20 protein-coding genes are annotated in these 22,701 nt (G+C 47.0%); 3 read left to right on the top strand and 17 right to left on the bottom strand.

Features of this window, described 5'->3' with window-relative positions; translation table 11 throughout:
- Positions 1-498: 498 nt before the first annotated feature.
- The 3 genes from V7051_RS07890 to msrA all read right to left on the bottom strand — a co-directional run bounded on the left by V7051_RS07890 (position 499) and on the right by msrA (position 3,307).
- Positions 499-1,047, bottom strand: coding sequence for a response regulator transcription factor (locus tag V7051_RS07890; RefSeq protein ID WP_333874346.1), 549 nt, complete (start codon positions 1,045-1,047; stop codon positions 499-501).
- Positions 1,025-2,407 carry an ATP-binding protein gene (locus V7051_RS07885; RefSeq protein ID WP_333874347.1) on the bottom strand — a complete coding sequence of 461 codons (1,383 nt, stop codon included), beginning with the start codon at positions 2,405-2,407 and terminating at the stop codon, positions 1,025-1,027. Before V7051_RS07885 ends, V7051_RS07890 begins: the two co-directional genes overlap by 23 nt.
- Before the next feature lie 267 nt (positions 2,408-2,674).
- On the bottom strand, positions 2,675-3,307 hold the full coding sequence (msrA, locus tag V7051_RS07880) for a peptide-methionine (S)-S-oxide reductase MsrA (protein WP_333874348.1): 633 nt from the start codon (positions 3,305-3,307) through the stop codon (positions 2,675-2,677).
- Between the two features lie 87 nt (positions 3,308-3,394).
- Here msrA and hslO point away from each other — a divergent pair, with 87 nt between their 5' ends.
- Both hslO and V7051_RS07870 read left to right on the top strand, forming a co-directional pair.
- Entirely contained in the window at positions 3,395-4,264 is an 870-nt protein-coding gene (gene hslO, locus V7051_RS07875; protein WP_333874349.1) for an Hsp33 family molecular chaperone HslO, read from the top strand.
- A gap of 45 nt (positions 4,265-4,309) precedes the next feature.
- Entirely contained in the window at positions 4,310-5,062 is a 753-nt protein-coding gene (locus V7051_RS07870) for a hypothetical protein (RefSeq protein ID WP_442919637.1), read from the top strand.
- 174 nt (positions 5,063-5,236) lie between these two features.
- On the opposite strand, the gene V7051_RS07865 is transcribed toward V7051_RS07870, so the two are convergent.
- On the bottom strand, positions 5,237-5,842 hold the full coding sequence (locus tag V7051_RS07865) for a peroxiredoxin (RefSeq protein ID WP_333874351.1): 606 nt from the start codon (positions 5,840-5,842) through the stop codon (positions 5,237-5,239).
- 274 nt (positions 5,843-6,116) lie between these two features.
- Between V7051_RS07865 and V7051_RS07860 the strand changes: the two genes are divergently transcribed.
- Positions 6,117-6,632 carry a hypothetical protein gene (locus tag V7051_RS07860; protein WP_305268334.1) on the top strand — a complete coding sequence of 172 codons (516 nt, stop codon included), beginning with the start codon at positions 6,117-6,119 and terminating at the stop codon, positions 6,630-6,632.
- 99 nt (positions 6,633-6,731) lie between these two features.
- Here V7051_RS07860 and V7051_RS07855 read toward each other — a convergent pair whose 3' ends face one another.
- The 13 genes from V7051_RS07855 to V7051_RS07795 form a co-directional block, all read right to left on the bottom strand.
- Complete coding sequence (locus V7051_RS07855) at positions 6,732-8,618, bottom strand: potassium transporter Kup (RefSeq protein ID WP_333874352.1); 1,887 nt, start codon at positions 8,616-8,618, stop codon at positions 6,732-6,734.
- A 252-nt stretch (positions 8,619-8,870) separates the two neighbouring features.
- Positions 8,871-9,062, bottom strand: a complete 192-nt coding sequence (locus V7051_RS07850; RefSeq protein WP_334181131.1) for a hypothetical protein — start codon at positions 9,060-9,062, stop codon at positions 8,871-8,873.
- Positions 9,047-9,364: a hypothetical protein gene (locus V7051_RS07845; protein ID WP_333874354.1), complete on the bottom strand. Its 318-nt coding sequence runs from the start codon at positions 9,362-9,364 to the stop codon at positions 9,047-9,049. Before V7051_RS07845 ends, V7051_RS07850 begins: the two co-directional genes overlap by 16 nt.
- Before the next feature lie 318 nt (positions 9,365-9,682).
- Positions 9,683-10,093, bottom strand: coding sequence for an ExbD/TolR family protein (locus V7051_RS07840; protein ID WP_333874355.1), 411 nt, complete (start codon positions 10,091-10,093; stop codon positions 9,683-9,685).
- Positions 10,094-10,095: 2 nt separating this feature from the next.
- Positions 10,096-10,761, bottom strand: a complete 666-nt coding sequence (locus V7051_RS07835; protein ID WP_333874356.1) for a MotA/TolQ/ExbB proton channel family protein — start codon at positions 10,759-10,761, stop codon at positions 10,096-10,098.
- A 92-nt stretch (positions 10,762-10,853) separates the two neighbouring features.
- Positions 10,854-11,648, bottom strand: coding sequence for an energy transducer TonB (locus tag V7051_RS07830; RefSeq protein ID WP_333874357.1), 795 nt, complete (start codon positions 11,646-11,648; stop codon positions 10,854-10,856).
- Between the two features lie 113 nt (positions 11,649-11,761).
- On the bottom strand, positions 11,762-12,418 hold the full coding sequence (locus V7051_RS07825) for a VTT domain-containing protein (protein ID WP_333874358.1): 657 nt from the start codon (positions 12,416-12,418) through the stop codon (positions 11,762-11,764).
- A 91-nt stretch (positions 12,419-12,509) separates the two neighbouring features.
- Complete coding sequence (locus tag V7051_RS07820; RefSeq protein ID WP_333874359.1) at positions 12,510-13,865, bottom strand: DUF3526 domain-containing protein; 1,356 nt, start codon at positions 13,863-13,865, stop codon at positions 12,510-12,512.
- On the bottom strand, positions 13,862-15,274 hold the full coding sequence (locus tag V7051_RS07815) for a DUF3526 domain-containing protein (protein WP_333874360.1): 1,413 nt from the start codon (positions 15,272-15,274) through the stop codon (positions 13,862-13,864). The genes V7051_RS07820 and V7051_RS07815 overlap by 4 nt, the downstream gene beginning before the upstream one ends.
- On the bottom strand, positions 15,271-15,996 hold the full coding sequence (locus V7051_RS07810; protein WP_333874361.1) for an ABC transporter ATP-binding protein: 726 nt from the start codon (positions 15,994-15,996) through the stop codon (positions 15,271-15,273). Before V7051_RS07810 ends, V7051_RS07815 begins: the two co-directional genes overlap by 4 nt.
- 164 nt (positions 15,997-16,160) lie before the next feature.
- Positions 16,161-17,414, bottom strand: a complete 1,254-nt coding sequence (locus tag V7051_RS07805; protein WP_333874362.1) for a sialidase family protein — start codon at positions 17,412-17,414, stop codon at positions 16,161-16,163.
- Positions 17,415-17,548: 134 nt separating this feature from the next.
- Complete coding sequence (locus V7051_RS07800; protein WP_333874363.1) at positions 17,549-20,002, bottom strand: TonB-dependent receptor; 2,454 nt, start codon at positions 20,000-20,002, stop codon at positions 17,549-17,551.
- A 99-nt stretch (positions 20,003-20,101) separates the two neighbouring features.
- A complete protein-coding gene (locus V7051_RS07795) occupies positions 20,102-22,591 on the bottom strand; it encodes a TonB-dependent receptor (protein WP_333874364.1) in 2,490 nt (829 codons plus the stop codon).
- Between the last annotated feature and the right edge of the window lie 110 nt (positions 22,592-22,701).

Below are 22,701 nucleotides of genomic sequence, written 5' to 3'. Positions count from 1 at the left end.
CGAATAGTTTATATTATTTATATTATTCCCTTTCCTCAAAGGGGCCACTCAATAAATTGCTTTATCGAGTTGCTTGTCGAATTAAGTAATAAACGACAGGGTACTTTTTATCATGAGATACGGCGTTGTGTCAAAACTATAAATAAAAAAATCCCGATCATGCCAGAATTACTGATGCAGCTGAGGGTGTTAATAACTATAAAAACAGCAAGATGCTATACGGTAACTAATTGAAAATTAATTCAAATATCTTTACAAGCCTACTATGCTACAGGCTGAGCCGGAATATAACCGAGCTCGATAAGAGAAAACTGAGTCGAGAACGCAATTACAGTTGCCAGCAAAAAACCTGGAATCGCATTCTTCATTATAGCCGCGAGGATGATGACAGTAAGGAAGTGGTGTTTCAAACCAACCCTGCCAATAGTCGATTTTAACTAAAGACCAATCAGATCTGCTTTTGGCTTTATGCACGTCTTTAAGCAAAGACTTTACGGACTACTCTCGTACCGGTTTTTTATCCAGCTTCCTTTGCAACGTACGCCTATGCATATTTAACGCCCTTGCAGCAGCCGAAATATTGCCGTCGTGCTGCATCAGAACTTTTTGCAGATGCTCCCATTCCAGGCGCTTTACGGATAAAGGATTTTCGCTAATCAAAACCGACGAGTCGCCTTCATTTTTATGCAGAGCATTTACAATTTCATCCGCATTTGCCGGTTTGGTTAAATAATGTGTCGCCCCCAGTTTTATTGCTTCGACCGCTGTAGCAATGCTGGCAAAGCCGGTTAACATGACGCAAGTGGTATTATCATCCAAAGAAATCAGTTTTTTCACCAGCTCAAGCCCTGATTCATGCCCGATCCGCAAATCAATCACCGCATATTCAGGTAAATAGCGTTCGGCAAACGCTATTCCGGTTTTGACATCATTCGCGACCAATACCTCATAATTCCTTTTTTCTAACGCACTCTTTAGCACCTTGCAAAAGGTCTCATCATCATCCACCAGCAATAGCCGTGGTTTATCCATTTCCTGGGATGTCATTATTGTTCTCTGTATTTAAAAGAGGAAGGGTGATTTCCACGCAGGCTCCGCCCGATTCGCTGTTATAAAGACTAATTTTACCGCCCAGACGACTAATGGTGGAATAGGCTAAGAACAACCCCACTCCCAAGCCACGCTTTTTACTGACGACGGGCTGCTTACCGGCAAAATCGATTAATTCCGGCGGCAAGCCGGGGCCGAAATCCCTAATTTTGATAATAGCCTGCTCTAAGTCCCATGATGCATGAAATTCGATGCCCTTTTCCGGCGGAGACGCCTCGGCCGCATTATTTAAAATATTAATAATCGAATGAGTCAGCGTGAGCTCAGCGATGATTTTTGCCTGCATTGCGACTTCAGGATTGATAAAGAAACATAGTTTTGCCAATGGCTTGTGAGTACGCCATTGGTTGATCACTTCGTCAATATAATCAGTCAGCAGCATTGCACTACCGGATTCGGCTCGCATTTCACCCGCAGAAGCGGACATCACCGATAACGCTATTTTGCACCGGTCAATCTGTTGTTGCATGATCAATAATTTTTCATGTAGATCAGGGAAACGATGAATCGGGAACTCTTGTTCAAGTTCATGAGCCACGATGGCAATCGTACCTAATGGTGTTCCCATATCGTGGGCAGCACTGGCGGCTAATGTGCCTAATGCGACAACACGCTCATCCCTTAATGAATTTTCCCGTGCTTCAGCCAGATTCCGTTCCTGCGCCTTGAGCGTTTTAGCCAGCTCAACCACAAAGAATGCGACCAAGCCCGCGCTAAATACAAAGCCGAACCACATGCCAAAAATATGCAGATTAAAATAATGACTGTCACTCATGGCGTGAACTTGTTGCAGCAGCTCATAATTTTTCACATCTGAATACTGCATCTCCGGTCTAGGCATGTGAGGCTCTATCGACGGCAGAGGAATATTATAGGCCATTAATGCCGTATACATGGACGTGGTCAAAATCACCATATACCAGGCATAAGATTGGTGCAGCATGATAGCTGTAATAATCAGAGGCAATAGAAATACCCAGGTTATCGGGTTTGATGCGCCACCCGTCAGGTACAGTAATGCTGTAATAGCAAAAACATCAATTACTAATTGAGAAAAAATCTCCAATTCAGTAACAGGTTCTTCTGTTTCCAAGCGCATTGAGGTATAAACATTAACCACCCCTATCGACATCATCACCAGCCAAAGCTGCTGCTCCGGCAGCCGAATATTAAGGCCGTACACAGATAAAACAATGAGTATAACCTCGCTGAGTATCATCAAATTTCTGAGGATAAACAGCCACTTCAGGTTTTGTCGGGCAGAAAATTCTGACTTAGGCGCGGCGTATGAGAGCATTTTATAAAAACAGTATGAAATTTAGAAATAACCTAAATAAAAAATCAGGATTATTTAAGTATATTATCGAGGTTTTAATTAAAAATTAAACAAGAATTAAACTGCGACAATATGTCACATTTTGTGTTGCATTATTTATTGATATTATTAACCTAACTTTTAAGGCTCTTGTAGAGCATCATAGCTGAAAGTTGCGTTATATCTTCCTAAATATATTTCAAGGCGGTTTTTTTGAACCGCCTTTTTTTTGTCTTTTGTAATCAAAGACTAATCAAAAACCACGTCCAATCCCCCTAAACCGCAATAACCCATAGGATTCTTAGCCAGATATTGCTGATGCATATCCTCGGCATAATAAAATTCACCTGCCGGCATAATCTCGGTCGTTATTTGTTTAAAACCCGCCTGGGAGAGTCGATGCTGGTAATGTTGCCTTGATTCAAGCGCTTGATCTAATTGTTGCTGGGTATAAGTATAAATCCCTGATCTGTATTGCGTACCGATGTCATTACCTTGTCTCATACCTTGCGTCGGATTATGGGACTCCCAAAAAATCTGAAGCAATTCAAAGTATGAAACGACAGCCGGATCAAAAATAACTTTAACAGCCTCAGTATGCCCTGTTAAACCGGAGCATAATTCTTCATAAGTCGGATTAGGCGTGAAACCGCCGGTATAACCTACTGCAGTGCTAAACACACCCGGATATTGCCAGAATTTTCGCTCCGCCCCCCAGAAGCAGCCCATTGCGAACAGGGCTTGTTCCATGGTTTCCTGAAACGGTGAAACTATTGGATTACCTGTTACAAAATGCTTATTGGTAACAGGCATTGGTGTGTTTCGACCAGGCAAAGCTTCTTTAGGGTCGGGCAAAACAAGTTTTTTTGATGAAAAAGTCATAGCCTGTGGTATTTTTATAAAACTGTTAGATCAAGGATTATTATGATCCTGATGTCAAAAAATGCACGATTTTTTAGCTGGAGCAACATGATAGAGCAAGATTTATTACGCCGTTTTTTATTTGAAGAACTGGGCGTTCGTGGAGAATGGGTCAAATTAACCGGCAGCTGGCAAGCGGCTAAACTTCATCAGCGCGGCTCTGAAAACATGCAACAGCAACTGGGACAAGCATTGGCGGCCGTAGTCATGTTGTCGGCTACGGTCAAATTTAAAGGCTCGATGATTCTTCAGGCCCAAGGTGATGGCGATATTAAAACCCTGGTTGCCCAGGCAACGGATCAGCGAGAAATACGAGGCCTGGTAAGAGGCAAGGAAAATGCAGCTCCCGGTTCATTAGAAAACATGTTTGGCCAAGGGCGACTGGTATTAACTATCGAAATGGAAAACGGCTCTCCTTATCAAGGCATTGTTCCGCTCCAGGGCAATAACCTAGCCGTCGCCTTGCAAACTTATTTCGAGCAATCCGAGCAGCTTAAGACCCGCTTGTGGTTAATTGCCAATGCCACTCATGCTGTCGGATTATTATTACAGGAGTTACCTGCACAGGACCATTATGAGGCTGATTGGGAGCATATCGAGATATTGGCAAACACCATAACCGAGCAGGAATTACTCGACTTGGACTGCGAGCAACTGTTATATCGATTGTTCAATCAGGAAAAAATCAGGCTGTTCGACGCTGAACCCGTTGTATTCAACTGCGCCTGCTCCCGGTCAAACATCGAAAGAACATTATTAGCCATGGGGCGGACCGAACTGGAAGATATTCTAAAAGAGCGGGGCATTATTGAAGTAAGCTGCGAATTCTGCGGCGAACAATACCACTTTGATGGCGTTGATGTGGAAAACATCCTGTCCCGAAACAATACCGCTAATGATCCCGATACACGACACTGATAAATTACGCTAATGAAAGCCGCAATCGCTAAACGAACTCTTCGCATGTTTTTTTTGTTGGTACTGGTCAGTTCATTATCCGGTTGTATGTACTGGATTCGGGCTTACCAAGTCTACCTACAGATGGATGAATTTGATCGTCATTTTTCTGTAGCCGCCGGTGATGAGTTTACCTTGCGCTTCAAAGACCCAATTCTTTACAGCAAAGACTTTGTTTCTTTGTCCAAGCTTTATGCCAGTCAAGATGATCCTACGCCGGAAGGCAGACGCTGGCGATACTGGTTTCGCAAAGTTGACGGCAACAATAAACTGATCAAGCCGGAAGTAAAATTTTATTCGGATTTAAATTTTAACAAAGAAAACCGCCTGATTGCCTGGTCGTTTTCTTCGCTTTTTTTGGCAATTGCCCCACCCAAGTTTTTAGAAGTCTCTTTGCGTTCTATAGGTGGCGCCGAGATCGATAAAGAAAAACAACAGCTCAAAGCCAACTCCGCATTACTGGACAAAATTTCTGACGATCTACCCAAAAAACCGGCCGTTCTGGCACAATTGGGCGAACCTTTTGAAATCAAGGACGAAGGAGAGCAGGAGGTCTATATTTACCGTTTTCTGTTGGAAACCCATCATATAGAAGAAGGCTATGAAGATCGTGCCTTAAACGAGGTTAAAATTACTTTTGATAAAAAGACCCAAGAGCTAGTTAGAATGGCCGGGCGCTTTGCTGGACTCAAGGTTTCAATTAATTATCGAAAGTTTCAGGATGCATCCCAAGATGTTGCACAAAACAAGCCGGAATAGCAACTAAGTCTACCCCCTCTTTTTTGTTACTATGGACAGTCGGCGTCTTGGCCGAAAATTTATCCGCCAACCGAATCTCTATTACTGTAATAAAAAAGGCCTAGACATTAAATGCCTAAGCCTTTTTTTATGTCGTAGAGGAACTGGCCGAACCAGCTCCATACAAACTACGACTTACAGTTTATCCGCATTTTTATCCAGATATTCTGCAACACCGGCTGGGTTTGCGTTCATGCCCGAATCGCCTTTTTGCCATCCGGCTGGACATACTTCGCCATGTTCTTCGTGGAATTGCAACGCATCAATCATACGCAGTAACTCATCCATGTCGCGACCTAACGGCAAATCGTTAACAACCTGATGACGGACTTTACCGTCACGATCAATCAGGAAAGTGCCGCGATAAGCCACTGCAGGCGCATCTGCTTCAACATCGTAGTCTTTACAAATAGAGTGAGATATATCCGCAGCCATAGTGTAACGAACAGGGCCGATACCGCCTTTGTTGACAGGTGTATTACGCCATGCGTTGTGCGTGAAATGAGAGTCTATAGATACGGCAACGACTTCAACATTACGGCTTTTGAATGCGTCCATACGATGATCTAAAGCGATCAACTCACTTGGACAAACAAAGGTGAAATCTAACGGATAGAAAAATACTACCGCATATTTGCCTTTAGTGGCCTCAGAAAAACTAAATGAATCAACTATTTGACCATCGCCCAGAACAGCAGGAACTGTAAAATCAGGTGCTTGTTTACCGACTAATACGCTCATTGATTATCTCCAAATAAATAGTGAAAAAGCAAAAGACTGTTAACTTTAGTGTTAGCCACTGAAGAAGTGGATTGGTGAAATTGTACACTAGATTAGTAGGGATTAGCGAAATTGTTGTTATTTTTAGCTTGCTTTAATTTAAATTTTAGACATAATTTGTCATTAATGGCTTACAATAGTGTCAGGGATTTACCGTCCTCAGGTTTTTCCGAAGCCTGTCGCCCTAACTTGGCTGTTAAATTCACTTAGTTCATTCGTTTGATGGAATTTTATCATGGCAAAAAATAAACATATTACAGAACCCGATGTGTTTGGTTTTCAAGTACGCATCGTACGGCGCGGCAAAGAAAGCAGTCGTTATTTTTCACATAAATTGTGGGGCAACAAAGGTAAGTCTTTGAAAGCCGCAATTACTTGGCGTGATCAGATGCTGACTGTTTTAAAAGGCAGTAAGACACGATTTCTTAAGCCGCCTAAAAATAAAACCACCACCGGTGTCACCGGCGTGTCCAGAACGATCAAATATGATCACCGTAAAGATAAAAGCTATCTTTGCTATACCGTTTTTTGGGTCAGCAATTGCAAATCCAGGAATAAAACTTTTCAGGTTGGTAATGTAGATAAAGTAACAGCCGATGATGAATTGCATGCATTCCGTACCGCCAAGCTGTTCAGAAGTTGTTATGAATTTTCAATTGATAATGATCTTGAATTTTATGACAGTAAATTTGCCGGCTGGAAGAAAACACGCTTGTATGAAGACGAGAATTTGAACGCAGTAGCGATGTAAACGAAGATTTCGTGTTAGAGGCCTGTAGACTTTTGTGAAAACAAAATTCCCGGATAGACCCCAATTGAATTGGCGAACAAAGGCCTCTCAATTACCCCGCTAAAGTTCAATACGGATGCCCAGCTCAATGACGCGCTCAACGGGAATTTTGAAAAATTCTATCGCGCTTGAGGCATTGTGGAATAAAAACCTGAATAAGGGTCTACGCCATGTAGGCATAGGACTTTTTTTCCGAAAAGAGACCCTTTCACTACCAATAAAAAATGATGTCTGTTTGAAATCGATGTTTAAACCTTCCTGAGCACATTGCTCTAAAGCTTGTCTCACATCGGGATTTTGCTTGAAACCATAATAAAGCTTAACCCGATAAAAATTGTTATCCTTGCCGAAGGCCCGAATCTTGGTTCGGTGCGCCACGTCAACGTATGGCTCATCTTTGGTGACTATGGTCAATACCACGATTTTTTCATGCAGCACATGATTATGCTCAAAATTATGTAAAAACACCTGCGGCACACCATGCAGAGTTTTCGCAAGATAGATGGCCGAACCTTGAACGGTTACCGCCTGATGTTTCATTATCTTGTCTTCCAAATCCTCAAACAACATACGCCTTTCATCCATATATCCCGCCAACAAGGCACGACCTTGAATCCATGTCGTCATCATTAAAAACAACACGCCTCCTATAACTAACGGCAACCAGCCCCCGGTCGGTATTTTTAAACTGTTAGAAGAAAGAAACACAAAATCTACCGTTAGAAAAATTGTCAAAAAAGTAACACTGGCTGATTTTGTCCATTGCCAAATACCTTGGATGACAATAAACGCCAACAGAGTATCCACAATCATAGTGCCGGTAACGGCAATGCCGTAAGCAGAAGCAAGTGCCGAGGAGGACCGGAAACTCAATACCACGACAAATACCGAAACCATCAATAACCAATTAATCGCAGGAATATAAACTTGCCCTACTTCTTGACCCGAAGTATGCAAAATATTCATGCGCGGGCAATAGCCAAGCTGTATGGCTTGCCTGGTAACCGAGAATGCGCCAGATATCACCGCCTGGGAAGCGATAACAGACGCCAGTGTCGCCAAAATTAACAGCGGATACATTGCCCATGTCGGTGCCATTAAATAGAATGGATTTTTCACCGCCTCCGGATGCTCAAGCAGCAACGCTCCCTGCCCGAAATAGTTCAGTAATAATGCAGGAAAAACAAAGCTGAACCAGGCATAACGGATGGGATTCAAACCAAAATGCCCCATGTCGGCATAAAGCGCCTCGGCACCGGTTATTGCCAAAACCACGGCCCCCATAATTAAAAAACCGTGCCAGCCCAACTCAAACAATAAATGAATGGCGTAATAAGGATTAACTGCGGCCAGTACAGCAGGGGCGTGAACAATATTGGTTACGCCAAGAATACCCAAAGTGCCAAACCAAAGACACATGATTGGCGAAAACATTTTTCCGACAGCTCCGGTACCCCTAGCCTGCACTATGAAAAGAGCGCTGAGCACTGTAATAGTGATCGGTAATACATAATGATTTAAAGAAGGCGCAATTATTTGCAACCCTTCGACTGCGCTTAATACTGATATTGCAGGAGTAATAATACTGTCACCATAAAACAAAGCCGCGCCGAGCAATCCAATGGTAACGATAAAGCGTGCTTTTTGTGGATTATCTTTAGCGCTTTGCAATGCCAAAGCCATTAACGCCATGATGCCGCCTTCACCTTTATTATTGGCACGCATGATAAAGATTGCGTATTTGGTTGTCACAACCAGAGTCAATGCCCAAAAAATCAGTGACAACACACCCAATACATGAAGCTTATCAATCGGCAAATGGCTGCCGAAGACTTCCTTAACGGCGTACAAGGGGCTAGTGCCGATATCACCGAACACAACACCGATTGCGCTTAGCGCCAAAACGGCTACTTGTTGTTTGGAATGACCTTGTGAATTTGTCGACATAATAAATATTGGATTAGGTGAAAAAATGAGCACAGAATCAACGGGCTGCTATGCTGTTGTAGCGTCATACCCAGTGAATATTTCGAATTGCAGATACCGGAAACCAAAAGAACCGAGAATATTGGCCAGGACTGCCGGTAGAAAACGTAAGTGAGTGGCAAAAGTATAACTTTTGTCGATAGACATAACCATGACCCCGGCCGATGATGCGACCATAAAGCAGATTGCCGCCAATGCCTACCATCATCGCGTTTAACATCCAGTGATCGCCGCCGCTTCAAGCAGGTTAGTGTCGATAGAGCTCGATACCATGTCTAAAATAAAATTGCCCCATGCCGGCTCCAACATTTCATACAGTTGCCGAACATAAGACGGCCAGCCCACATGACTAAGAGCCGCCATACCGGTGATAATTCCGATGTAGTACATTAAAAAATAGCCCATTCAACCTTCTGTAGCTGAACGTCAAAATTTGTCTCAACATTACACCATTTTGTTTTTAATACCCAGATATACATCACCACCAAACCCAAACCGCTGCCCAGTGTGAAATCAATATCGACATGCATCACCCTATTCAATACTACCGCTGCGATGATAGCGAAGGCGCCAACAAACGCAAGACTAAGTTCGCCCGGTTTGATAGCTTCTGCTACGGAAATCATGGCGGTGGTTAAACTGCTGAGGAAAAGACTTAACAGCGCACACAATGAACCCATCACAAACTGGACTTCAAAGATGATCATTGCCAAGCCGATAACAAATATGCTCAGTACGATAAGCCCAACAGGAGAAAAAGGAAGGATGGGTAGACATAGGCTTTTTGTACAATAAAGTCTAGGAGTGAATATCTTAAATATCACCTGATTTATGGGATCGACATGACCACACCCATACGCATATGCATCGGCTAAAAGTAGACTGAAACCCTTCACTAATCAATGAACGATTTTGTATACGGAGTATATATAAATAGTTAACAAACCACGGAGAATGCGATTCTTTTACGGAAGCCCGTATGTTTCTTCGTGGCCTCTTCTGTTAATTTAATATGCCGAAATGTATTACTGCTTCTCAGTCACGAACGCTATTTTTGCGATTCCCGAATGTTGCACGGTTGCCATGACTTCGGCGACTTTTGAATAAACGACATTTTGATCGGCATATAAATGCAAACCGATTTCAGGATTTTTTAGAAGCTCGGCTTTCAACGCCGCTTCCAATGCCGCAAGATCGGCCATAGGCAGCTTATTTAATGTTATGGCTCCTTGCGCATCAATACCGAGCTGTAACGGTTGTTCTTTAATATCCGCGGTGGTTTCGGCGGTTTTCGGCAAGGTCACGTGTACGGATTGCGTGAGTAACGGCGCGGTCACCAATAAAATAATCACCAACACCAGCATTACATCGACGAGCGGCGTAACGTTAATGTCGCTCATTGCTCCGTCGTCTTCGGATTGCGGTTTAAAAGCCATGTCTATTCCTTACCGTTGGCGTTCGCAGGTGTAGCGATATGCTCAAAACTGATAACAAAATTTTCCAAACCGGCACGTTGCTGTTTAACCCGGCGCAAGAAAAAGTTATAAGCCAACACAGCAGGCACGGCAACCGCGATACCGATTGCAGTAGCGACCAAAGCATCGCCGATAGGACCGGCCACCACATTCAGGCTGGTCGAACCGCTGGCAGTAATCTCATGCATCGCGTGCATGATGCCCAGCACCGTACCGAACAGGCCGACGAACGGCGAAGTGCTGCCGATACTGGCGAGCAGGGTCAGGCCGCTTTCCATTCCGTGCTGCTCTTTCTGCATTTGAACAAGTAACGAATGTTCCAGCAGCTCAGCCGGAACGCCGCAATATTTAAGGCTCTTGCCCTCAGACTGCTTACTTTCGTCCATCCATGCAAATCCTTGTTGTGCAATTCGCGCTTGCGGACCTCTGGCAATATCTGCGGGCAAGGCTTTTGCCTGCTCCAGACTAGCGGCCCCCCAAAATGCTTCGTTAAAACGCCGGTTATAATAACTGTTCTTGGTAAATTGCCAGATTTTGAACAAAATCACTGTCCATGTGGCCACCGAAAAGGCCAACAAAGTGTACAAAGTACCGTCGATAATAACAGCGGGCGCAATATGATAGGGCATTCCCATCTCCTTTATTTTAAATGGTTAAAAATGAAATTCATGGCTGCAATCATCAATCTGATTACTCATCCTGTAGCGTCAACGCAAGCCGATTATTGGGTCAATTTAAATTGCAGCGTCTGAACAGCACGCTGCTCAACAGCAACACCGTCTACTGTCTTTTCTTTGAATATCCATTGATTAATGGCTTTCAAGGCAGCATCGTCAAAGACTTCGGCAGGTTCCGCCTCAACCACTACCGCATTTTCAACTGTACCGCTCTTGGTAATGGTAAATTCGATTTTAACCCAGCCCTCGATATGACGACTCGCCGCCCGCGCAGGATATTTCGGAGGAATCCGCTCCAATGGAACGACGCCGGTACTGATTTTCGGCTCATTGCTGACGACAGCAGGAGCGGGGCGAGTGACCGGTTGCGGAGCTGAAACTGAAGGTGTCGGCGCGGCATTAGACGGCACGGGCTTTTCTTCGGCAATAGCTTGCGGTTTTGGCAGCTCCGCCTGCTTGGGAATAACCGGCACTTTTTTCTTGATCGGCTGTTTGACCGGTTGTTTTTTCGGCGGCTCCGGTTTGGGCTGCACCGGTTTCGGTGGCGCAGGCGGCGTAACCGGTGCCGGCTGAACCGGTGCTGAAACCAGCGAGACCTCCATTATCATCAGCGCTGGGGTTTTGGGCCGCTCGGTTGGTTTTAACAGCCAAAAACCCGCCCAAATATGTAACAGCAGCACTAAAATCAACAGTAATCCACCGATAAAACGCGGGTTCTCTTCGCCGGTCAAAGCGGTAAATAATGATCGTTTTTTCTGCACTAACGGACTCGCCTCGTCACCCGAAGGTTTTAAATTCCGGTCGGCCAAGCCGCCTTCATGACTGTTAAATAAATACATAAGAAGAATATTACCTTTTAAACATCAATGGTGCGTCTGATATGTGCAGATTCCGGGCAACGCCTTATTTTACTTAGCATGGTCACGATAATGATTGCAGAACTTCAGAAACTCTAAATGGATTGAGGCTGTTTTAACAATTTGACTCGTGCAAATTGCCAGATGATTGGCATGATCGACACAAAAACAATGCCCAAAACGACCTTCTCGAAATTATGTTTGACCCATTCATTCGAACCGAGAAAATAACCTGTCAACGTTATGCTCGTGACCCATAATGTCGCGCCGATGATGCAAAAAATGATGTATTTGAGGTATTTCATGCTGCCGGCACCGGCTACAAAAGGGGCAATCGTGCGGATAATCGGAATAAAGCGGGCAATAATAACAGCTTTCCCGCCGTGTTTTCCGTAGAACGCTTCGGTTTGGGTAATATATTCCCGTTTAAAAAACAGAATTTGTTTCCGGGATTTGACGAAACTGCCAAAATGTTTCCCGACGAAATGATTGACATTGTCGCCCAATAAAGCCGCGCCGATGAGCAACGGAATGATGATTTGAATATCCAACTTTCCGGTCGACGACGCCAATAGGCCCACCGCAAAAAGCAATGAATCGCCGGGCAGCAGCGGCATAACGATTAGCCCCGTTTCGACAAAAATGATCGTCGCTATAAACACATAAGTGAACGTCTCGTAATGCACCAGAAAATCTTGTAGCGTCGACAAAGGGTCTTTAAGCAAGTGCAATAAAAAGTAAATAATTTCCATAAATGTAATCCTTATATCGTTGAAAATGTGTAAGCATAAAGTACGCGTCATGCCTTGGCGATTATTATTATCAATCGATTTTAAACAGGGTTTAGGGCTTTCCGAATCGCTTGCGTAAAGTTACCAATACCAGTAATAACAACATACCGATCAGCGACTGACTCAATATGACCGTCCATACTGTTTCAGCCATTGGTAAAGGTTTCTCTTGAGGCAGTTGTCGATAATCCAACGGCATGTTTTGCTTGCCCATAATTCGGGGAGCAAAAAACGCCCGCCACCGGTCTTCAAATTCATTGGTCTCCTGAATGTATTCCGCATAACGGGGCGCATCGATACCTGCCAGACGATCAGCCGTCAACACCGCGGCAAGGCCGGGCGAAAGCGCCGACCAACGTTCCATAAACTCGAAATGAGCTTTCCGGATCTCATCGAAACGATACATCAAAGGCCGTACCTTGCTGTCAAGCGCCAGATTCGCAGGCAAACCGGCAATCTCGCGGGACGGCTCTTTCACGGGCGCAATTTCGGGATGCGCCTGGTACCAAACTGACAGCAATTGAGCCTGTTGTTTGGACGTTTGCGCCTGAATACGGCGAATATCGACAATGGCTTCAAGCCGCGAGGGCATCGGCTGCATGTTATTCGCCGCCCAGCTCAAGCCCGCCGGTACCGCAAACGTCGTGACCAGCCACACGCCTAACAAGCCCACAGCCGCCGCACCCGATGAAACGGGCAGCAACAGGAATAGGCCTGCAATCGTCATCCATACAGCGGTGAAGACGCTGACAAAAGCCAGCCAATATGCTGCGGCATAGAATGTGGAACCGGAATCCAGCATAAACGCAAGCAACGATGCCATGATCGCAGGCATCAACACCGCAGCCAGGCGCACCGCAAGCGCGGCAAATACCAAGCGCGCAGGATAGGGCATTTGCGCGCAAACCAAGCGCCAGACGCCCCGTTCCCTGTCTTCCTGCACCAAGCCGTAAGTCAGCGCTATCACAGTCAATGGCAGCAATAACGCAAGTACGCCGGCAAAATCGAGCAAGCCCAGCTCGCGCAGCAACGGATTGAACAGCTGATCGCTGTTGCGGCCGTCGGTATAGCGGCTGCGGGTCGATAGGCGCAGTTCGGAACCGAGCAGGTCCATTTGCCGTACACTTAACGCCAAACCGCCGAGCGCCGGGAGACGCACCGTTGCATTGTCAGGCAACTTGGCTGTATCACCTGCTTTGCCGATACCGGGAGCATCGTGCATTTCCGTCCGCACTTGGTTATTGCCTGATTGATGTTGCGGCTGCAATGCTTTGGCGCGAAACTCGCTGGCGGCAAGTCCCGACCATATTGCGCTACCCGCCAACAGAACAAAGAATGCGGCAATTACCCACAGATTGACCGGATTGCGGATGAAGCGCAGCCCTTCAGCTTGCAACAATCCCATCATGGCTTAAGCCTCTTCGCGGAAAACAGCAGCCACATTAGCGCGGCAACCAGCCAAGCCAGCAAAACCAGCAGATCGATCAGCGCATGATGCAGCGCAAAGCCCACTGAGGGTGGTTCATAACTGAATGCCTTGACGCTACCCCAGTCGGAATCATGGCCTTGAGCACCGCGCTCGGTGCCGTGGCTGCGTTCACGATCCCAGTCATCGGTCAGGCCGATAAAATAATGCCGGTAGTTTTCCGCTGCATCCTCAAAATGTCGCTGATGCGCCAGGTCCATGCCGGACAGCGTCATCGACACCGAGCGCATCGCTATGCTCGGACCGAGTAGCGAGGCGATATGAATAAACCGGCTCTGGCGTTCGAATGCATCTCTCAGTCTATCGAAATGCAGGGCATGAACCCGTTCGGAATAACCGTCATTAAAATTGCGGTTCAATGCGGTATAACCTAGAGGCAAGTCTTCAACCCGCTCCACGCCGTACCGTTTTAGCACTTGAGCCTTGAATGACGCCTCGCGCGCATCATGATCGCCATCGTTACCCAAACCTTGCTGAATGTCGTTTTTGATTGCGGCCCAGAACGCCATAGCGCCGGGCGTCGGCACCATCATTTCTGCGGCGGCAGCGCCTAGGCGCGGGGCAATCAGCACACTGCCAGCCCAGAATGCCAGTAAGGTAAACAAAGCCAGACGGCTGCTTTTGAAATGGATAGACACGGACATCGCCAAAGCCGCGAATATCGCATAATAAATAAAAAAAGCGCCGCTCAATGCGGATAGCCTGAACAGGTCGTCACCGGCAAAATCGAAATTTTGGTACAAAATGATCACAGCGATCAGCATTGCCGGCATCAACACCACGGCAAAAGCCAGTAACAAGCCGGTAAACTTGCCCAGCAACAACTTGGTCGCCGATACTCCCAGGCTATGCAGCATGCGCAAGGTGCCCTGCTCCCGTTCCTGGGTTATCGCATTGAAAGCCAGCGCGATGACCAACAGCGGAAACAGTGCATACAACACAAAACCGGCGCTGGCTTGCCCGAAACGGCTGGCGAGCCCTTGATCGGCCGCCGGACTGAAGCGCGCAACGTTGCGTTTATGCGGTTCCAGCCAGAGCGTCTGGCCGGTATATTGTCTCAATCCGGGATCGATCGATGCCAGCGGCGAATCCGGCTTGAATACGTAAATACCGAAATGCGCCGCCGCATGGGGATTCTTGACGCCTTGCGTATCCCATTGCTCCTTGGCGGTTGCGCCGACCGATTGCTTTTCCAGCTGTACTTGCTGATGTTCGGCAACGGAAGCCAAAAAAAATCCGGTCAATACGGCGAATACCGAAAACGCCAATACTAACAGCCTTCCGTCCCTCAGCACAGACAGCAATTCCTTGTGGACAATCGCAAGAATCAAAGCAAACCCCGTGCGTGCGCCAGATATTTATGCTCAAGCTCATCATGCGCGACGGTATGCGCATCGAACTCTTCAACCAGACGCCCTGCTTTCATGATGCCGATACGGTCGGCGACCTGTTTGGCATTAAACAAATCATGAGTCGCCATCAGCACCGCCATGCCCAGATCGGCTGCCGCTCGTACCCGCTGGGCGAAATCATTAGCCGCACTGGGATCAAGCCCGGAGGTTGGTTCATCCAGCAGCATGACTTTCGCCTGCTTTGCCGAAGCGATGGCCAAACCGACTTTCTGGCGCATACCTTTTGAATAAGTCGAAACGCGCCGGTCGTGGGCATCGGCTTGCAAGCCGGTATTCATCAATAGATCGTGCGCATGTTGGTGGGATAGGCGGATATTGGCCAGCTGGCAGAAAAAGCTCAGGTTTTCCAAGCCGCTCATGTAGTCATAAAGCGCGACATTTTCCGGCAAATATGCCAGCTTGGCGCGAACTACGGCCGGGTTTTGCTCGGGCGACTCGCCATCAATAAAGACATTGCCCTCGGTCGGCCGATTGAAACCCAAAAAAGTGTTGATGGTCGAGGTTTTGCCCGCGCCATTGCCGCCCAACAAGGCGTAGACGCAACCGGCCGGGACCGACAAATCAAGTTCATCAATCGCACGATGGTTTTTATAGTTAACCACCAGTTGCCTGGCTTCTAACAGAGGTTTATTTGTAGACATAATTAGGTTCTAAACAATTCGGCGCTTTGCTAGGGGAGTTTTGTAACTTCTCACTCATATCCGACAAATCCAAAAATCAGTTAAAAAGCTTAAAAAAGTATCACCACGAAGGCACGAAGAAATAAAACTTCATGCTCTTCGTGCCTTCGTGGTGAATAAAAGTTTCACTCTTCAATAGATTTCAATTGATAATCCTGCTGCTGGGTTTTCCAGGAAAGATATATTTTCTGTCCGTCGCTTACCAGGAATGGCTGATCGCCGGACTTGGCCGTTTGGGCAACCGCCTCGGGCTTCGACCAGCTTTTGCCGTCGTCGGCGGATTTGATCAATTTAATCACATTGTTAGTACCGTCGAATTCCTGCCAAACCACATTGACCCGCGAACCTAAAGCCAGTACATGCGGATGACCGGCACCTTCCTTGCCGAAGCTAACAGGGGTGGAAAAATGCCGCCCTGCATCAGTCGAGTAGGCATAAAACAGGCCCTGGTTGGTTGCTGAACCGCTGAACCATACCGCGTGATAAATGCCGGAATCTGAAATCGACAGGCCGGGGCCGTGATGCGGGCAGGCATCGATTTTCCAGTTATCCCGGCCTAAACGATGGGTATCGCCGGGGGTATTCCAGTCGTTGAATTTAACCAACGCGTGATCGCGTATGCCGCCTTCAAAAACATGCCGCCAGGTGATGACCGGCGTATTGTCCGGCGCTATTGCGGTATCCAGGCGGCAGCATTGGCAAGTATGCATCGCGATTCTTTTATTGGGGTAAAAATGTTGGCCGCCATCGTCCGACCAGCTGTAATACAGCGAAGATCCTTCAAATTGTTTGCCGGCTTTTTTGGCTTCTTCAACGTCACGCGCATCCAGCCAGGCGATAAAAATTTCGCCGTTTTTACCGATCGCCATGCTGTCGAAGCGATGGCTGATGATATCCAGATTATCGTTGACGGTCACCGGAGCGGAAAAATGCTCTCCGCCGTCAGTCGAACGGCTAAAGCGGATATGGCCGCTATGCTTGCCTTCCAGCTTCAACGTCCAGGTTAAATAAATATTGCCTTTTGCATCCGGCTTTATTTTCGGGCGATACTCGCCTTTGGCTTCTATTTTTTCAGCGACGGGATTGACCATGACCGGCTCGGAAAAACTTAGCCCTTTATCTTCCGATGATTGCACATAAACGTGATCATTGCTTGTCCAGGTAATCCATAGCACACCCTTATTATCAAAAGCAGCGCTTACCGTTTCTGCACATTGGTTTGACGGCAATGCATTGGCATCAGCGCAAGCGCCTTTTGCTTCTGCCGCATGATGGGAATGTTGCTGATTGGCATCGTCTGCAGCTTTTACCATCGCGTCATTTGCACAACCGGATAGTGCCAGCGTTACCAAAAACAGAAAAAAGGTTAGCGATTTCATGGATTTCATCCGAGTTAAAGAGTCGAGCCGAATTATTAAAGAATAGCGGAGCAAGTATTTTCCCGCCCTTTGCACATAAAGCCGGGATTATTAGAGCCCGGCTTTATGTTGCCATTTTAAATACAATTAGATTATCAATAATTATATTTCAACTCAGCAAAGTAAGTGCGAGATGGGAAAGGATGAAATAACCAGTACTCGTAGTTGTTGACGTTATCAATACCCGCAGAAGCGCTGATTTGTTTGGTAAATTGATATTTAGCCTTTAAATCCACTACGTAATAAGAGGTACCGCCCGATCCGTAAGTCCCTAGATTGACGTCACTGTTATTCAACTGACCACTCTGCAAACCACTGTAACGAGCGCTTATCGAGGTAATCAGTTTGTCAGTCGGTCGATAGGAAATTGTTGCGCTGGCTCGCCATTCAGGCACCCTGGGTTGACGCATGCCCACTGAAGGCTGATTGGCGTTGGGGTTGGCTGCCGTAGGACCGGCCGCAGACGCGGCGGCATCGGCGATAGCGTTCTCGGTAATTCTGGAATCAGTCCACGTGGCGTTACCGGAAAGATCAAGGCCTTTTATGCCGACATCACTGGCTTCGCCCGCAACTTCGACACCGTAGCTTTGAATTTCACCGACATTTGAAGGCGTGCTGGCAACAGCGCCGTTGGCCAGAAAAGTTTGCTGGGTAAAAATGGCATCTTTTACGCGCTCCTGAAACAGGCTAAGACGCAATTTGCCTTGATCCAGGAAATATTCTCCCGACAATTCAGAAGACAGCGCTTCTTCGGGCCTGAGGTTGGGGTTGCCGTTAATAATGTTTTGTATCCCTCCCACTGTAGTGGTCGTGGTTTGAAACAACTCGGTCACGGTAGGGAATCGATAAGCCTGGCCGATGGCTAAGCCTGTTTGTACGCGATCCATCGGTTTCCAGGTCAACTTGGCTTTTGGTGAAAATTCCAGGTCATTACGGTCCGACTGGTTGATCGACCTGAGTGTGGTGCCCACTGTCGCCGCATTATAGCCGTCGAATGCGTGCCAGTTTTCCAGGCGTCCGCCCAGCGTGAAATTCCATTTTTTATCGAAGTCCCAGGCGTCTTGCAGCCAATAGCCTTCGGTCTGGGTTTTGCCTTGCGAATTGGAAAAAATAGTGCCGCCACTGCTAGTTTGCCAATTGGTGGCGTTATAAACCGGGTTATCCAAATTATATAAATCATGATGGAAACCGAAACTGACCTCATGCGGCCCCATTGCTTTTGGCCGCCATATCCCTTTGGCATCGGCAGTATGCCAGCCGGTTCCGGTCAAGCTGGTGGTTCTGCCGGCACCGTTGCCCGCCGCTTGCGCAGGCGTTTGTGTCGATGTCCGGCTAAGGTCTGTGCCGTATTCGACTACGCTGCCCGCCAAATCCCAATCGAATATTCCGCCGGTGGTGGATTTAATATTCATGCCGTGCGACCAGTGCATTTGTTCCGCCCTGGTTTCCGCGAAACTGGGGGCATTCGCAGCGCTCAGGTTATATTGCCTGCCGCCGATATTAACGGTACCGCTATTGACTATATTACCGGCGCTGTCACGTAAAAAGCTGTTAAAACCGGCATTATTTTCGTTCTGCCATAATCCCAGCGTATAGGCCGCATGAATGCTCGGAGTGATATCATAGCCGAATTTCCATTTGAAGTTGTCCTGTACCGTGTGATTGAGCGCAGACTCGCCCAGCACCAGCGCATTAACCCCGTATGGATTCAAGTTAGAGACGGCTCCCGTTACTACTCTGTCCGCAGCGGTTGCATTGGCCGTCGACGTAATAGGATTAACGAAGGCTATTGGCTGGCTGTGGCTGTCCAGATGGCTGACATCGAATCGGAATGACAGGTCTTTGTAACGATCGCCGACATTGAAAGAATATTCCTGGCTATCAAATGTCTTTTTCTTGCCGTAGAAACCGTAATCCTGCCAAGTCGACCTGATATCGCCGCCAGCCTCGAATTTTTCCGGCATACGCGTAGTAATATCGATCACGCCGCCCATCGAATTACCCGAATAAGCCGCTGAAAAAGGCCCGTACATCACATCGACCCGCTCAATTTCAGAAGGCGATACCATATTCCAGCGCGGTGAACCGGTGTTGCCGTTGTTATTGCCAAGCAATGAAGACAGCAGAATGCCGTCGGCATAAATCAAACCGCGTGCACTGGCGCCTGTGCCCGATGTACGCCAACCCACCGGCGCATTGGTATCGCCGATATAACGTTTACGCACTTGGATGCTGGGTAGGTATTTAATAGTATCTTCGGCAGTCATCGCATTGATGGTGTCGTCGATTTTTTCGCGCGTAACACTTTCTGTCGTTGTCGGCAGTTTGTATCGTTCCTTGGCGGTAGGCGTTATTTTCTCCGTTATCGTCATTTCCGATAGTTCCGCTTTGGATTTATCGGCTTTCGCTTTTTTACTGACAGCAGGTTTGTCATCGGAAGGAGCGCTATTTTGACTGGTTTCGGCTACGGCCAACGGGGATGTCAGCATCAGCAGGCAGATCATGGCCCGTCTGGGATTAAGCGGGTACGGCGGTTTGAAATGCATCATTTAAAGAGTCCTCCTAAAATTATTATTATTATGTAGTATTTAAACACCGCACATCCTTGTGCGTATTTTTATATAGAGTGTTAATAAACGTTCCAGCCCTTAAAACTTGTAACCCACTTGCATGAAAAATGTGCGTTGCGGCAAGGGATGGTTGAAAAACGCTTGGTAGTCGTTGATATTGTCTATCCCGGCTGACACGTGACCTTTTTTATCGTTGAAATGGTAAGTGGTTTTCAAATCCACATAAACTGATTCGGTAAAGGCTGCGTAATAGGGCAATTGTAAATCTTTGTTGTCCAATTGTGAAAACATCCGGCCTTGATAACGGGTACCCACCGAAAAATCCCAATCCTTGCCATAGTGGTAAGTCGTCAGCAGGTTAGCCCGATAATCCGGCAATAATGGAAAGTCTTTGCCGACAAAGTTGCGGTCGTTGTCGTTTTTCAGGATTTTCGAGTCCAAGATTGTGGTATCCAGTTTTACATCAAAATTGGAGTCGAAAATCTGGTTTTGATTGATCGTAAAATCGATACCGTTAATCTCAACTTCGCCGATATTGGAAACGGCGCTGGTATAGTTTCCCGCCGGTGTTTTGCCAAGCGCCGAGTTTGAGATAAACGAGCTGTAAATGGCATTGCGGACATTTTCGTGGAACAAGTTCAATCGAATATAACCGTTATCGAAATCATATTCGCCTAACAGGTTGTGATGCGTACCGTCTTCCGGTTTCAAGGAAGCGTTTCCGAGACTTGAGCTTCCGGTCAGGCTGTTCGAGTTGTCGAACAATTCGCCGGCCAGTGGAAAGCGGTAAGCCTTGGCGACAGAGTAACGGAATTTCCAGCGACCCGGTTCGAAACCCAATGAAAATTTGGGCGAGAAGGCCGAGGCTTGACGGTCTGCCGGGGCATTGTTTGACGTAGCGGTTATAACGTTGTTACCGTTAAGTGTGTTAGCCGTGTATACGCCATCCGACATATTCCAACGTTCCAGGCGGGTGCCGACGGTGGCGTCCCAAGACGGCAGGAAGCGCCAGGATAATTGACCGAAAAGTCCGTGCGTATCGGTTGCGCCACCGCTTTTCAGCGATACATTGGTTTGTTGGGCAGTAAGATAATTGTTCGATCCGTATTGGGTGGTGAACAACTTTGAATGCTGGTACTCGTAGCCGGTAGCGAATGATAAATCCTTGCGCCCCAGAAATTCCTGATTATCGAATTTCGTCGAAATATTAACCCAGCCCATGCTGTCGACATCGGTAACCTGGCCCTGATTCCTGTTGTTCGGATCGTTGGGATTTAGGGTTGATGCAATGGTTCGGTCGTGGAGCACATCGAAATAACTGATATTGGTATTGGTATTCCAGTTGCCGAACAGGTTGCCTTTTAATCCGCCTCCCAAGGTCAATGTTTGCCTGTTTTGCTGGCTTGTTCCGAAATTGTTGGCGGCGGGAACGACCTGTAAGCCGTTAAAGTTATAGGTTGTGTTGCTAGAAGTGCCATATATTGGAGCGCCTGCGGCATTGGTCAGATAGGTTTGGCCGGTGCTGGTTACATCCAGGTTTTCGAAAGCGGCGGTAAATAAAGCGTCCAGTTTCGAATTGATCGCATAACCTCCTTTCCATTTGTACAGGTCATCCACCGACTGCGTCACGCCGCTATCGCCATAGGAAATACGCGGTTGCCCGGCGTAGCCGCCTTGGTTCGCTTGAGTGCCGATGGCTTTGGGATTTTGTTCCAGATAAGCGCCGTTGACCCGGGTTAAATTATTACCGGCTGCAAGTAATGGCCCGCCGTTTGCTCCGGCTGAATTCGAAGAACCGTAAGTCGTCATCGGTTGGCCTTCGTTCTCCAGATGGTTGTAGGAGAAATAGGTGCTGAGATCGCCGAACTTGTCGCCGTAAGAACCGAAGGTTTTAAAGCCTTGCAGGTTTTGGTTGGTGCCTTGGTAAGAATACGGTTGCAGCATATAGGTCGCTTCGGTGTAAACCTCGCGCTTTTGCGGCATCAAAGTATTGAAATTCATCACGCCGCCCATCGCATTGCCGCTGTATTCCGCTGAAAAAGGACCGGAAAGCACGTCGACCGACTTGATTTCACCGGGACCGATCAAGCCCCAGCGCGGCGAACCGTTAAAGGTATATTGCAATGAGTTCCAGATCGGCATGCCGTCCATGAATACCATGACCCGGCCCCCTTGATAAGGATTGGAACCACGCATGCCGACCGGTGCATTAGGATCGCCGATATAACGTTGACGGACAAAAACGCCGGATTCGTATTTAACCGAATCGGAGGTGGTAACGGCATTGGTTTTTTCAATATCTTTTTTGGTGACCTTGACGCCAGGCGTTGCAAAATCGGTTTTTGAAGGCGTTTCAGGCCTGCCGTCTTCGGACTCGCCTGTCACTATAATATCGGACAATACCATCGACGAAGCGTTCTGCTTCTCTGCTTTGCTCTGGGTTTGGTTAGCGTGTTGTTGCTTATCCGTTTTTTTAACCTTTACCGGTTCGGCAGCAATCCCACTGCCTAAATAACTCACGCCCAGCAAGAATAGATACTTTTTCATTGTTTTAATTTTTATAGTCATAGTAGATCTACTCATACAAGGCAGATTACATGCCAAGCTACCAAGTCCATGGCAATGCCGACTATCAAGACCAATCCACTTAACTTTTTTAATTTATCGTAATCAATTAC

The sequence above is a fragment of the Methylobacter sp. genome (genome assembly GCF_036845245.1).
In the GTDB taxonomy this organism is placed as follows: domain Bacteria; phylum Pseudomonadota; class Gammaproteobacteria; order Methylococcales; family Methylomonadaceae; genus Methylobacter_A.
Note: the sequence above shows the minus strand (reverse complement) of the source record. Positions and strands in the feature narration are given on the sequence as shown.